The organism is Pseudomonas sp. RW407, assembly GCF_003176655.1.
Taxonomy (GTDB): Bacteria; Pseudomonadota; Gammaproteobacteria; order Pseudomonadales; family Pseudomonadaceae; genus Pseudomonas; species Pseudomonas delhiensis.
Genome location: NZ_QGSL01000106.1, coordinates 1,213,555 through 1,228,374, shown reverse-complemented (window position 1 = coordinate 1,228,374; position 14,820 = coordinate 1,213,555). Strand labels below are relative to the sequence as shown.

Here is a 14,820-nt window from a genome sequence, read left to right as displayed (position 1 = left end):
CCCGACCCTGGTCGGCAAGACCCTTGCCGACGCGGTCGTGGTCATCTTCGAAGGCGAGGTCGAGATCGGCAGCGTCACCGCCGATGCCGAGGGCAACTGGAGCTTCCAGCTGCCGGCCCAGGCCGATGGCGAGCACACCTATACCGCCAGCGTCTCCAATGGCGCCAACAGCGGCAGCGCCGAGTTCAGCCTGAACGTCGACACCGCCGCGCCGGCCCCCCCGGCAGTGGTGCTCGCCACTGACGACCAGGGCCTGGTCCGCGGCCCGATCGCCGCCGGCGGCGTCACCGACGATGCCCAGCCGGTGTTCTCCGGCACGGCCGAGGCCGGTGCCGTGGTCACCCTGCTGGACGGCGCCGAGGTGCTGGGCAGCGTCACCGCCGATGCCAACGGCGACTGGAGCTTCACCCCGGCGCAGCCGCTGGCCGAGGGCAGCCACAGTATCAGCGCGCAGGTCAGCGATGCCGCCGGCAACGTCGGCCAGCCCGGCCCCGCGCTGGCGTTCAGCGTCGACACCGCGCCCATCAGCGTCAGCGTGATCAAGGCCAGCGACAACGTCGGCGCCAAGCAGGGCGACCTGGCCGACAAGGCGCTCACCGACGACAACCGCCCGACCCTGGTCGGCACCGCCAGCGCCGGCGCCATCGTCAGCATCCTCGACGGTTCGACGCTGCTCGGCTCGGTGCTCGCCGACGCTTCCGGCAACTGGAGCCTGGAGCTGCCGGAGCAGGCCGACGGCAATCATGTCTACGACATCCTGGCCACCGCCGCCAACGGCAACGAGGCCGGCACCCGCTTCGAACTGACCCTCGACACCCAGGCCCCGGACGCCCCGGCCGGCATCGTCGTGACCGACAACGTCGGTGCGCAGCAGGGCGGCCTTGAGGCCGGCGCCGCCACCGACGACAGCGCCGCGGTGATCAGCGGCAGCGGCGCCAACCCCGGCGACCTCATCACTGTCCATGACAACGGCAGCGTGATCGGCACCGCCATCGTCGACGCCGACGGCAACTGGAGCTACAAGCCGGAAACCCCGCTGGCCGAAGGCGAGCATGCGATCACGGCCTCGGCCACCGACGCCGCCGGCAATGAAAGTGCCCAGGGCCCGGCCCTGGGCTTCGTGGTCGACACCACCGCGCCGGGCGCGATCACCGGCCTGGCGCTGGTCGACGACGTGGAGGGCGGCATCCTCGGCAGCATCGGCCAGGGCGAGCTGAGCAACGACGCCACGCCGACCTACAGCGGCCATGTCGAGGGCGGCGCCGTGCTGGTGCGCATCTACGACAATGGCGAGCTGATCGGCTCGGCGAGCGTGGACGAAGCCGGCAACTGGAGTTTCGAGCCGCAGACGCCGCTGGCCGATGGCGCGCACAGCTTCCAGGCCGAGGCGCTGGACGCCGCCGGCAACCTCGGCCCGCGCAGCGAGGCCTGGGACTTCCTGGTCGATGCCGCCGTCCCCGAGACGCCGCGCATCACCCGCGTGCAGGACGACTTCGGGCCTCAACAGGGCGACCTCGACAAGGGCGCCGGCACCGACGACGCCAACCTGACCCTGAGCGGCACCGGCAGCGCCGGCGCCACCCTGTTCCTCTACGTGCGCCTGAGCGACGATGCGCAGGTGCCGAGCGAGCTGCTGGGCTCCACCGTCATCGACGCCAACGGCCAGTGGAGCCTGACCACCGACGACCTCGGCCAGTTCGGCGGCGACGGCATGAAGTACCTGTGGGCCAGCTCGCAGAGCCCCTCGGGGCAGGTGAGCGAAGCGCCCAGCGAGGACTTCCCGGTCGAGCTGCAGAGCGCGCTGCCGGAGGCGCCGCAGCTGCTGGCGCTGGAGACCGAGGCCTTCACCAGCCTGGTCTCCGGCAACCTCACCAGCGACACCACGCCGAGCATTTCCGGCAGCGGTGCGCCGGGTTCGCTGGTGGTGGTCTACGACAATGGCCAGGAACTGGGCTCGACGCAGGTGGACGAGGCCGGCCACTGGAGCTTCACCCCGCAGGCGCCGCTGGCCGATGGCTCGCACGCGCTCACCGCGACCCTCACCGATGGCGTGGGCAACGTCACCGAGCCCAGCGCGCCCTGGCTGTTCGTGGTCGATACCCTGGCGCCGAACGTCGGCCTGGACATCAACACCGCCGAGCAGTTGGCCGGGCAGACCGAGCCGGGGGCGATCGTCACCGTGGTCGACAAGGCCGGCACGGCGCACAGCGTCACCGCCGACCAGGACGGCCGCTGGAGCATGCAGCCCAACCCCCTGGGCCTGGGCGAGGACGGCAGCCTTTCGGTGCAGGACGCCGCCGGCAACCCATCGCAAGCCATCGTCATCCAGGGCGACGTGCTGGCCAGCTACGACCTGAGCCGCTACACCAACCAGGTCAACACCACCGAGGCCGGGCCCCAGGCCAACCCGAGCGTGGCGACCCTGGTGGACGGCAGGATCATCGTGGTCTGGCAGGGTGGTGATACCAGCAACGATGCCGTCGAAGTGTTCATGCAACTGTTCGAGGCCGACGGCGTCACCCGCATCGGCGGCGAGCAGCAGGTCAACCAGCGCAGTGCGTACAACCAGGACAGCCCGCAGGTGGTGGCCCTGGCCGACGGCGGCTACCTGGTGGTCTGGGAGTCCTACCTGGCCGGCCCGGACACCAGCGGCGACGGCATCATGGCACGCCGCTACGGCGCCGACGGCAGCCCGCTGACCGACGAGTTCGCGGTCAACCTGAATACCGCCGGCGGGCAGAAATCGGCCGTCGCCATCGCCCACCCGGATGGCGGCTACACCATCAGCTGGATGAGCGACCCGAACGGCAGCAGCACCGACCTGATCGTGCAGCGCAGCTTCGATGCCGACAACCAGCCGCTGACCGGCGACGTGATCGTGGGCAGCGGCGAGGCATACGGTGCCTCCGGCGCACCGGCCATGGCGGCCTTCGCCGACGGCATGTACGTGACCGTGTGGAGCGGTGCCAAGGGCCCGGGCGACACTTCCGCCAGCGGCGTCATCGGCCAGCTGTACAAGGCCGACGGCACGCCGCTGGGCGGCAACTTCCAGGTCAACGGCAGCACCGGCAACAGCCAGGACTACCCGGACGTGATCACCCTCAGGGACGGCAGCTTCGTGGTGGTCTGGGAGGGCAACCCGCCGGGCAGCAGCGGCTACGACGTCTACATGGCGCGCTACAGCGTCGACCCGGCCAGCGGCGCCGTGCAGCAGATCGGCATGGGCGATGTCCGCGTCAACAGCAACGTGGCGGGCGACCAGTACAAGCCCACCGCGGTGGCCCTGGACGACGGCGGCTACCTGGTCCTGTGGGGCTCGGCCGGCGGCGACGGCAGCGGCTCGGCGGTCTACGCCCAGCGCTACGACGCCCAGGGCCAGCCGCTGGGCCGCGAGTTCCTGGTCAACCCGACCACCGAGGGCAACCAGGGCTGGGCCGGCGACAGCGTCGACATGAAGAACCTGCTGGACGCCACCGTGATGGACGACGGCAACGTCTACGTGACCTGGCAGAGCGACAAGGCCGACAGCAATAGCTGGGGCATCGAAGGCACCGTCATCGACATCGATGCCGGCTACTACTCGGAATTCCGCGTCAACGGCACCCTGGCCGGCGACCAGGACCGCTCGGCCACGGCCAAGCTGCCCAACGGCGGCTTCGTGGTGGTCTGGGAGTCGGCCACGGGCGACGGTTCCAACGACTGCGTCATGGCCCAGTTGTTCGACGCCAGGGGCATGCCGCTGGGCGGCGAGTTCGTGGTCAACGGCAGCACCGCCAACTACCAGGGCCAGCCCGCGGTGGCAGTGCTCGCGGATGGCAGCTTCGTGGTCAGCTGGACCAGCCACGCCGGCGGCAACGACGCCATCCTGCAGCAGAAGTACGGCTACACCTACGACCTCGATGGCCAGATCATCGGCGCGGTACGCGAAGGTACCGAGCACATGGTCAATGTCAACGACGCCGGCCACCAGCGCTTCTCCAGCATCACCGCGCTGGACGACGGCGGCTACATTGTCAGCTGGAGCTCCAACCCCACCGGCACCAGCGGCAAGTGGCAGATGTTCCTGCGCCAGTACGCGGCCGATGGCTCGCCGCTGGGCGGCGACCAACTGGTCGGCGACGCCACCTACCACACCTCGGCGGGGCCGGACGCGCCGTCCCTGGCGACCCTGCCGGACGGCACCGTGGTGATCGCCTACAACCGCGACGCCGGCGGCGCCGCCGGGGTGGAGTCGTACTTCCGCCTCTACGACCCGGCGACCCAGAGCCTGGGCGGCGAAGTACTGGTCAACCAGACCTCGGCCAACAAGCAGTCCTCGCCGTCGGTCTCGATGCTGTCCAACGGCAATTTCATCGTCACCTGGGACTCCAACGACAACAGCGGGCCCGACCAGTCCGGCGCCAGCATCTGGGGGCGGATCTTCGATGCCGCCGGCCAGCCGCTGGGCAACGAGTTCCTGGTGTCCAACAGCACCCTGGGCGACCAGGCGGAACCGCTGGTGGTGGCGCGCGAGGATGGCGGCTTCGTGGTCATCTACGTGTCCCGCAGCGAGGCGGCGCCGGGCGCCGGAACCTACGGCGTCTACGCCCAGTACTTCGACGATGCCGGGCACAAGGTCGGCCAGCAGCTGCACATCAACCAACTGGTGAGCGGCGACCAGGTCGAGGTCGACGCCACTTTCCTGGACAGCGGCAAGCTGTTCGTCAGCTGGACCGACAAGGGCGTCAGCGACGGCAGCGGCAGCGCCATCAAGGGCAGCCTGGTGGACCTGGACGAGAGCCTCGGCCTCATCGCGCCGCCGCCCGTGGGCGAAGGCGTGACCGGCATCGACTACGTGCCGGCCGACCCGCCGGCCATCAGCGTGCTCAGCGTCGGCCTGGACAGCAACAGCGCCGAGCAGCTGGGCGGCCGCACCGAGCCGGGCGCCATCGTCACCGTGGTGGATGCCAAGGGCGTCACCCACACCGCCACCGCCGACGAGCACGGCCGCTGGGCCATCTACCCCAACCCGCTGGCGGAGGGCGAGCAGGGCAGCCTGTCGGCCCGCGACGCGGCCGGCCACGAGGCGCCGCCGGTGGCCATCCAGGGCGCGGCCCTGGCCGACTACCAGCTGGTCCGCCACACCGTGGAGGTCAACACCACCGAGGCCGGCCCCCAGGCCAACCCGAGCGTGGCGACCCTGGCGGACGGCAGGATCATCGTGGTCTGGCAGAGTGGCGATGCCAGCGCCGGCAATGCCGAGGTGTTCATGCAACTGTTCGCGGCCGACGGCGTCACCCGCATCGGCGGCGAACAGCAGGTCAACCAGCGCAACGCCAGCAACCAGGACAGCCCGCAGGTGGTGGCCCTGGCCGACGGTGGCTACCTGGTGGTCTGGGAGTCCTACCAGGCCGGCCCGGACACCAGTGGCGATGGCGTCATGGCGCGCCGCTACGGCGCCGACGGCACCCCGCTGACCGACGAGTTCGCGGTCAACGTCGCCACTGCGGGCGGCCAGCGGTCGCCCATCGCCATCGCCCACCCGGACGGCGGCTACACCATCAGCTGGCAGAGCGACCCGGATGCCGGCACCACCAACCACATCGTGCAGCGCAGCTTCGACGCCGACAACCAGCCGCTCACCGGCGACGTCATCGTCGGCAGCGGGAACCTCTACGGCAACGAAGGCGCGCCGGCCATGGCGGTCTTCGCCGACGGCATGTACGTGACCGTGTGGACCGGCCACGGCGGCCCCGGGGACAACTCCGCCAGCGGCGTCATCGGCCAGCTGTACAAGGCCGACGGCACGCCGTTGGGCGGCAACTTCCAGGTCAACACCGGCACCGGCAACAGCCAGAACTACCCGGACGTGATCACCCTCAAGGACGGCAGCTTCGTGGTGGTGTGGGACAGCAACCTGCCCGGCTCGGTCGGCTCGGACGTCTATGCCGCGCATTACCGCGTCGACCTGGCCAGCGGCGAGCTGTCGCTGGTGGGCGCGGGCGACTTCCGCGTCAACAGCGGCCTGGCCGGCAAGCAGTACAAGCCCACCGCGGTGGCCCTGGAGGACGGCGGCTACCTGGTGGTGTGGGGCTCGGACGGTGGCGACGGCAGCGGCTCGGCAGTCTACGCCCAGCGCTACGACGCCCAGGGCCAGCCACTGGGCCGCGAGTTCCTGGTCAACCCCACCACCGAGGGCAACCAGGGCTGGGGCGGCGACAGCGGCGACATGAACAACCTGCTGGACGCCACGCTCATGGCCGACGGCAACGTCTACGTGACCTGGCAGAGCGACAAGGCCGACAGCAACAGCTGGGGCATCGAGGGCACCGTCATCGACATCGACGCCGGCTACTACTCGGAGTTCCGCGTCAACGGCACGCTCTCCGGCAACCAGGACTTCTCGGCCAGCGCGCGCCTGCCCAACGGCGGCTTCGTGGTGGTCTGGGAATCGGCCACGGGCGACGGCTCCAACGACTGCGTCATGGCCCAGCTGTTCGATGCCAGGGGCATGCCGCTGGGCGGCGAGTTCGTGGTCAACGGCACCACCGCCAACTACCAGGGGCGGCCGTCGGTAGCGGTGCTCGAGGACGGCGGCTTCGTGGTCAGCTGGACCAGCTACGCCGGCGGCAACGATGCCATCCTGCAGCAGAAGTACGGCTACACCTACGACCTCGACGGCCAGATCACCGGGGCGGCGCGCGAGGGCGGCGAGCACATGGTCAACATCAACGACGCCGGCAGCCAGCGCTACTCCAGCATCACCGCGCTGGACGACGGCGGCTACATGGTGACCTGGAAGTCGTCGGTGGGTGGCGAGTGGCACCTCTACACCCGCCAGTACAAGGCCGACGGCTCGCCGGTGGGCGGCGAACAGCTGGTCAGCGATACCAACTATGCCGACAGCCTCGACACCCGCGCACCGTCGCTCAGCACCCTGGAGGATGGCCGCGTGGTGTTCGCCTACGGCCGCAACCTGGGCGGCGGCGCCGGTGGCGAGGTGTTCTTCCGTGTCTACGACCCAGCGACCGGGAGTTTCGGGCCGGAGATCCTGGCCAACCAGACCAGCGCCAACAGCCAGGCCTCGCCCAGCGTGTCGCAACTGGCCAACGGCAACTTCGTGGTGACCTGGGATTCCAACGACCACGGCGGCCTGGACCAGTCCGGCTACGGCGCCTGGGGGCGGGTCTTCAATGCCGCCGGCGAGCCGCTGGGCGACGAGTTCCTGCTCAACACCCGCACGGCCGGCAACCAGGTCGTGCCGCTGGTGGTGGCCCGCGAGGGCGGTGGCTTCGTGGTGGTGTACCAGTCCGCCAGCGATGGCGCGCCGGGGGCGGGCAGCTACGGCATCTACGCCCAGTTCTTCGACGACACCGGGCGCAAGGTCGGCCAGGAGCTGCACATCAACCAACTGCTCAGCGGCGACCAGACGCAGGTTTCCGCGACCTTCCTGGACAGCGGCAAGCTGTTCGTCAGCTGGACCGACAACGGCGTCAGCGACGGTAGCGGCAGCGCGGTCAAGGGGCGCCTGGTGGACCTGGAGGAAACCCTCGGCCTGCCAGCACCCGCCGTGGAAGGCGGCGCCACCCACGTCGACTACCACCCGGTATCGGACATCCTCGGCACCGCCGGCGACGACATGCTCGACGCCCGTGGCTATACCACCGCCAGTGGCGGCGAGGGCAACGACGCCATCCTCATCGACGGTACGGGCTTCGCCCACATCGACGGCGGCGCCGGCTACGACATCCTGGTCTGGGCCTCGCGCAATTCGCTGGACCTGGGCACGATCGCCGACAGGGTGGAGAACATCGAGGCCATCCACCTGGGCGAGGCGCTGGGCCAGACGCTGAGCCTGAGCCTGGCCGACCTGCTGAAGATAGTCCCGCAGGAGGGGGACGCGCAGCGGCTGAGGATCACCGGCGACACCGGCCAGAACGGCGTGACGGATAGCGTCGACATCGATCTCTCGGCATGGGCCCTGGACGCCGGGCAGGCCAAGGTCAGCGAGGGGGCGGTCACCTATGACGTCTACACCTCGGCCAGCGCTTCCCATGTGCAACTGCTGATCCAGGAGGGGCTGTACGTGGTCTGAGTGACACTCGCGGCGAGGGACCGCCGCGTGGCAATGGAAAAGGCACGAACCTCGGTTCGTGCCTTTTTTCGTTTTCGCCCCGGCAGGGCGACGGGCGTGCTTGAGGAAATCCCTAAAGCCCGGCCGGGGTGGGGTGGCTTTAGGGGAATTCCTAATGGTTAGGAGCCCGCGGCGCTGTAGCCTTCCCGGCGCCCTCGGCCATTGTCCGTGGTCCAGGGGGCGCCGGGCCCTTCGTGCCCACCTGGAAGCTGGCTGTCGGGCAGACCGCGCTTCGTATCTTCATTGGCTGCCCTAGCCGGGGCGACGCTTCACTGTTTCGGGAGGAATTGAAAATGGACGCAATTGAACTGATTGCGAAAAGCTCGGGAGAGGTGACGGGCCTGACCGGCAACAGCCTGTTGTCCTTGTCGCACCCGAGCGTGGTGAAGATCGCCGCCGCGCCGGAAGACGTCAGGTCCATCAGCCGCGACGGCAACCACCTGGTGGTGCGCCTGAAGAGCGGCAAGGTCATCACGGTCGACAACTTCTTCCAGAACTTCGACGGCGTGCGCAACGACCTCGTTCTGGAAGCCCCCGACGGCAAGCTGTGGCTGGCCGGCTACGAGGAACCCTGGCAGGGCGCGGAGCTGACCGAGCTGGGCTCGGTCGAGGAACTGCTGGCGCTGCAGTCGGACGACCATAACGTCGCCTTCGGCCTGCTGGTGCCGGCCGCCGGGCTCGGCGCCATCGGCGTGGGCAACATGCTGACCCAGCGCGGCGGCGGCGGTGGCGCCTCGCCGCGCAATGGGGACCCCCTGCCGGGAGAGGCGCCGGCCGCGCCGAAGGTCCTCTTCAACAACCAGCAGGGCCTGACCGGCACCTCCGAGCCCGGCAACCTGATCACCCTGACCCGCCCGGATGGCAGCACCGTCACCACCATCGCCAGCACCGACGGCACCTGGGCCTTCCTGCCCAACCCGCTGGAGGATGGCAAGGGCGGCAGTGTCACCGCCAGCAACGGCAACGGCACCAGCCCCGCGGTCGATACCGGCCTGGCCGACCTGACCCCGCCGAAGGACCCGGTCGTCACCGAGAACAACGCCAACGGCCTGTCCGGCACCGGCGAGGCGGGCGACACCATCATCCTCACCAAGCAGGATGGCAGCACCGTCACCACCACTGTGGACGAGAACGGCAACTGGACCTTCCCGGAGAACCCGCTGGGCAATGGCGAGTCCGGTTCGCTGGTGGAGGTGGACCCCGCCGGCAACCACAGCGGCAGCGTGGACACCGGCCCGTCCGACACCGAGGTGCCGGAGGCGCCGGTGGTCACCGAGAACAACGGCAACGGCCTGGGTGGCACCGGTGAGCCGGAAGGCATCGTCACCGTGGAGCTGCCGGACGGCAGCACCGTGACCGCCGTCGTCGATGAAAACGGCAACTGGGAATTCCCGGAGAATCCGCTGGAAAACGGCGAGAGCGGCATTGTCACCATCACCGATCCCTCGGGCAACGTCAGTCCGCCCACCGTCACCGAGCCGGCCGACCTGGTTCCCCCGGAGCCGCCGGTGATCACCGACAACAATGGCAACGGCCTGGGTGGCACCGGCGAGCCGGAAGGCATCGTCACCGTGGAACTGCCGGACGGCAGCACCGTCACCGCCGTCGTCGATGAAAACGGCAACTGGGAATTCCCGGAGAACCCGCTGGAAAACGGCGAGAGCGGCACCGTCACCATCACCGACCCGTCGGGCAACGTCAGCCCGCCGACCGTGACCGAGCCGGCCGACACCATTGCGCCGGAACCGCCGGTCGTCACCGAGAATGGCGATGGCCTGGCCGGCACCGGTGAGTCGGGTGGCACCGTCACCGTCGAACTGCCCGATGGCAGCACCGTCACCACCGTCGTGGATGGAAATGGCAACTGGGAATTCCCGGAGAACCCGCTGGAAGGCGGCGAGGAAGGCACGGTCACGGTGACCGACCCCGCCGGCAATATCAGTGGGGAAACGCCGACCGGTCCGGCCCCGACCGATCCGGAAGAGCCGGGCGATCCGCTGGCGGCCCCCGTCATCGACTGGATTCGCGATGACCAGGAAGCGCAGGTCGGCGAAGTCGCGCCCGGCGAAAGCACCAACGACCGCAGCCCCACCGTGGGCGGCAGCGGTGTGCCCGGCAGCCTGCTGACCCTGTACCTCGATGACCAGGTCGTGGGCAGTACCACCGTGGGCCAGGATGGCAAGTGGGAGATCGCTGTCGCCGACCTGGGCGAGGACGGGGCCAAGCGCTTCAGTGCCGAGCAGTCCATCGATGGGAAGGACAGCCCGAAGAGCGAGGTGGTGGAGATTGTGCTGGATACCCAGGCGCCCGGACGGCCGCTGATCGAGGATGTGTACGACAACTTCGGTCCTGACCAGGGCTCGATCGCCAATGGCGGGCAGACCGACGATTTCTGGCCGACCGTCAGCGGCCGCATCGAAGGTGGCGATATCGCCTACGTTAAGCTCTTCGACAAGGGCATGCTGGTCGGCTCGGCCGTGGTCGACGCATCCGGTGCCTGGGTATTCGAGAGCCCCCTGCTTGGCGCTGGCAACCATGGCCTGCAGGTATCGGCGGTGGACAAGGCCGGGAACGAGGGGCCGCTTAGCGCATCCTGGAGCTTCTCCGTTCCCCAGACGGTTCCCCCCTATCCGGTCATCAGCATGGTTGTCGACGACTTCGGCGGCCAGCTCGGTCCGCTGGAAAAAGGCGATTTCACCGATGACCGGACGCCCACGGTGAAAGGCACCGGTACGCCGGGGCACACCATGGAGCTGTACCTGCAGCTGCAGGACGATGGCAGCGGGGTGGACCTCGACACGGCCATCCTCCTGGGTTCGGCAACGGTCGGTGCCGATGGCAGTTGGACGATCGATTGCCCGGACCTGTTCGAGTACGGCGGCTACGGCGAGAAGTTCCTCTATGCATCGTCCTACGATGCCCAAGGTGACCGCACGCCGGCCACCGGTGCCTACGACATCATCCTCGAACCGGTGGAAGAGGCCGGGTTGCGCGCGTTGTCCGGCGAGGCGACACCGGAGCCGGCCTACGCGCTGGATGAGGGTGGCAGCCTGGTCCTCCAGTTGTTGACCCATGGCGCTGCGCTGGAGGACGTCCAGCCGCGCGGACAGTCCGCCTGGGAGCAGGAAGGACGCATCGACCTGGCCGGATTGCTGGAAGGGCTGGGGCAGCCGGGAGAAGGGTTGCTGGCGGCCCTCGCCAGCGCGGGTGACGATAGCGCCACCGGCGCTGTGTCCACCGTCGACGCCGCGGTGCCGATGGCGGCGTTGGAGCGCGTCGACCTGCTCGAACTGCTGCAGGGCCAGCAACTGGTCCTCTAAGACCGAGCGGCCGGCCGCCGTTGAGGGCGGTCGGTCTCTTTCCCCATCAAGGGCGCGAACCATGTTCGCGCCCTTTTTTCATCCGCGCCCGAAGTGCCCCGAGAGGCGCTTTACGCCCGCCGGCCGCGTGCTTTAGGGGGTTCCCTAGATACCTTCCCGGGCAACTTTCCTAGCATCGCCGGTGGGACTTCAGCACACAACCAACACTGCCAGAAGTGAGTGCGCCCACGCTGGTGGCGATCTGCCCAATGCAATCGGCCGCCCATCCATGGGCGCTATTTCATCATTGAACAATCAAGGAGTTTTCGGCCCATGACCGAAAAGAACTGGAGCGACGATCAGGACAGCATGCAGGCCAACACATCGGCTGCCCAAGAGGCATCGGCGGGGCGAGTCGCGCCCGCTCCGCAGGCCGAGGAGACCACCCAGGCCAAGCCCACATTCCAGATATGGGATGACTATGGTTACCTCAAGGGAGAGGTGACAGAGGGGACGCGTACCGACGATCCCGCCCTGTCCTTCAAGGGGCAGGGGCTGACCGAAGGGCAGGAGGTGACCGTCAAGGCCGTGCTCGAGTCCGGCGAAGTGATGGCGCTGGGCGTCGCAACGGTGCGTAAGAATGGTCACTGGTCCATAAGCCCGAACCTCTCCTTCGTGCAGGAAGGCATGGAAGGCGTGGTGGACTTCTTCATCACCGTCGAGGGTGTCGATTCCGACCCGGTCAAGGGGGTGGTCATCGATCGCATCAGGCCGGAAGAGATTGCGCTGGAGTCGATGCAGGTGCTGGGTGGCGTCCTGCCGGTGACCATCGAGGGTGCCCAGAGCCAGGTCCAGATCAATGCCCAGCGTCCGGTCTTCGACGGAAAATTCAGCCAGGCGGCCAGCCCGGAGGACCTGCAGCACGTGAGGATCGTCATCAAGAAGGATGGCAAGACGATTCTTGGCGACCTGCCGATCGTGGTGAGTGTCGCGGCCGATGGCTCCTGGCATTACGATTGGCCCGAGGAACTGGTTGGGCAGGGCGGCGACTACACGCTCGCCTTCTACATGATGGACGATGCCGGCAACTCCCCCGAGGCGGCTCCGGGCTCCCAGGTTGACAAGCCCTTCCTGCAACTCGAACTGCAACTGGACTTCGTCGCACCCGATGAGGCCGAGCTCAGCCTCACCCTGCACGACGACTTCGGGCCCGTCACCGGTATTATCGCCGCGGGCGGGAAGACCGACGACGCCACCCCGGCGTTGAAAGGGAAGGTGGAGAATTTCGACGCCACCGACGTCAAGTGGGTGGAAATATTCCTCGATGGCACCTCGCTGGGCACGGTGCTGGTGGATGACCAGGGCAACTGGGAATTCACCCCGGAGGAGGGGACGGTGCTCCTTGGCGAGCACAGCTTCGAGGCATACCCGGTGGATGCAGCCGGCAATCGGGGCGCCAATGGGGCAGCCATCGACTTCGAGGTGGTGGACCCCGCAGTGTTGCCGAACGCGCCGGTCATCAATCAGATCGAGGATGGCCATGGTTCTGTCACCGGCCTGCTGAACGATGGCGACGTCACCGACGACACCAGCCTGAGCGTCAGCGGTACCGCCGAAGCCGGTAATCTCGTGCTGCTGTACGTCGACGGCGAACTGGTCGCCAGCGCCACCGCCGACGAACAGGGCAACTGGACGACGGAGCTGCCGCTGAACGGTGAGGATGGCGAACAGGTCATCACCGCCAAGGCGCAGGACGAGGCTGGCCGCCACAGCGACGAGACCGCTCCGGTTTCCATCGTCCTCGACACCACTGCGCCGGACAAGCCGGGGCAGGCTGGCGCCGAGGACAACGAAGGCGTGGTGCAGGGGCCGATCGGCCAGTATGGAACCACCAATGACAATACTCCGGAATTCAGCGGCCAGGCCGAGCCGGACGCCGTGGTCATCATCAGCGACAACGGCAAACCCCTGGGCAGCGTGGTGGCCGACGCCGAAGGCAACTGGAGCTATACGCCCGAGCCGCCGCTGGACGATGGCTCGCACAGCATCACCGTGCAGGCCCAGGACGCCGCCGGCAACCTCAGCGAGCCCAGCGACGCGCTGGAGTTCAGCGTCTGGAGCGAAGCGCCGCAAGTGCAGATCCTGCATGCGCTGGACGCTGTCGACCCGACCACCGGGCCGGTGGCGGACAATGGCAGCACCAACGACAACCGTCCGACCCTGGTGGGGACCGCGACGGCGGGCGCGCTGGTGATCATCTCCGAAGCCGGGATCGTCCTCGGTAGCGTACAGGCGGACGCCGGGGGCAACTGGAGCCTGCAGCTGCCCCTGTTCCAGGGCGACGGCCCGCACACCTACAGCGCCGAGGTCCAGAGCGCCACCGGCGAATTCGGCCGGGACGACTTCACCCTGACGATTGATACCCGGGTTCCGGACCGTCCGCTCATCGACAGCGTGCTGGACAATGTTGGTGCGGTCACGGGCGCCCTGCAGTCCGGCGATACCACCGACGATGCCAACCCGATCCTGGAGGGCAGCGATGCCGAGCCCAACGGGCTGGTCAAGGTCTATGACAACAATGGCCCTGATCCGATCGCCAGCATCACGGCCGACGAAAATGGCAACTGGAGCCTGGAACTGCCGGAGCTGGCTGACGGCGAGCACCGCCTGACCGTCACCGTTTCCGACACCGCGGGCAACGAAAGCAAGCCGAGTCGTCCGTTCGAGCTGACCGTGGACACCGCTGTGCCGACCGACCTGCGTATCGACCGCATCGAGTTGGTCGACGACTTCGGTCCGGTCACCGGGGTGATCGCCAATGGCGGCTCCACCGACGACGCCGCGCCGCTCGTGCAGGGCCATGTCGAAGGCGAGGCCCAGTACGTGGAAATCTACGACGGCGCGACCCTGCTGGGTACCGCCCTGGTGGACAGCGAAGGCAACTGGAGCTTCCAGGCGCCTGACCTGGCTGCCGGCGAGCACAACATCTCCGCCCGTCCGGTGAATGCCATCGGCCAGGTGGGCGAGGCCAGCGAAAGCATCGGCTTCACCGTGGTGGGCGAGGAAACCCCGCTGCCGCAGCTGCCGGTCATCAGCGAAATCATCGATGGCGAGGGCTCGGTCACCGGCCTGCTGAACGACGGCGACGTCACCGACGACGCCAGCCTGAGCCTCAGCGGTACCGCTGAAGCGGGTGACACCGTGCTGCTGTACGTCAACGGTGAACTGGCCGCCAGCGTCGTCGCCGACGAACAGGGCAACTGGAGCACCGACCTGCCGCTGGCCGGCGATGGCGAGAAGGCCATCACCGCCAAGGCGCAGGACGAGGCCGGCCGTCACAGTGAAGAGACCGCTCCGGTCTCCGTCATCCTCGACACCACAGCGCCGGAACAACCGGATGTGGTCGGT

General features: G+C 68.4%; 3 protein-coding genes. All 3 read left to right on the top strand.

Annotation, left to right across the window (positions count from 1 at the left end; genetic code table 11):
- Positions 1–7 precede the first annotated feature (7 nt).
- Entirely contained in the window at positions 8–8,074 is an 8,067-nt protein-coding gene (locus DK254_RS22210) for an Ig-like domain-containing protein (protein WP_256595943.1), read from the top strand.
- 332 nt (positions 8,075–8,406) lie between these two features.
- Positions 8,407–11,433 (top strand): Ig-like domain-containing protein, encoded by a 3,027-nt coding sequence (locus DK254_RS22205; RefSeq protein ID WP_109935500.1) that lies wholly within the window; start codon positions 8,407–8,409, stop codon positions 11,431–11,433.
- Between the two features lie 480 nt (positions 11,434–11,913).
- Positions 11,914–14,820 (top strand): Ig-like domain-containing protein (locus tag DK254_RS22200; RefSeq protein WP_218281435.1); only part of this gene is annotated, 2,907 nt, incomplete at its 3' end.

Coding starts and splice junctions, on each gene's coding strand:
- DK254_RS22205 (WP_109935500.1), top strand. CDS start 8,407: ATGGACGCAATTGAACTGATTGCGAAAAGCTCGGGAGAGGTGACGGGC.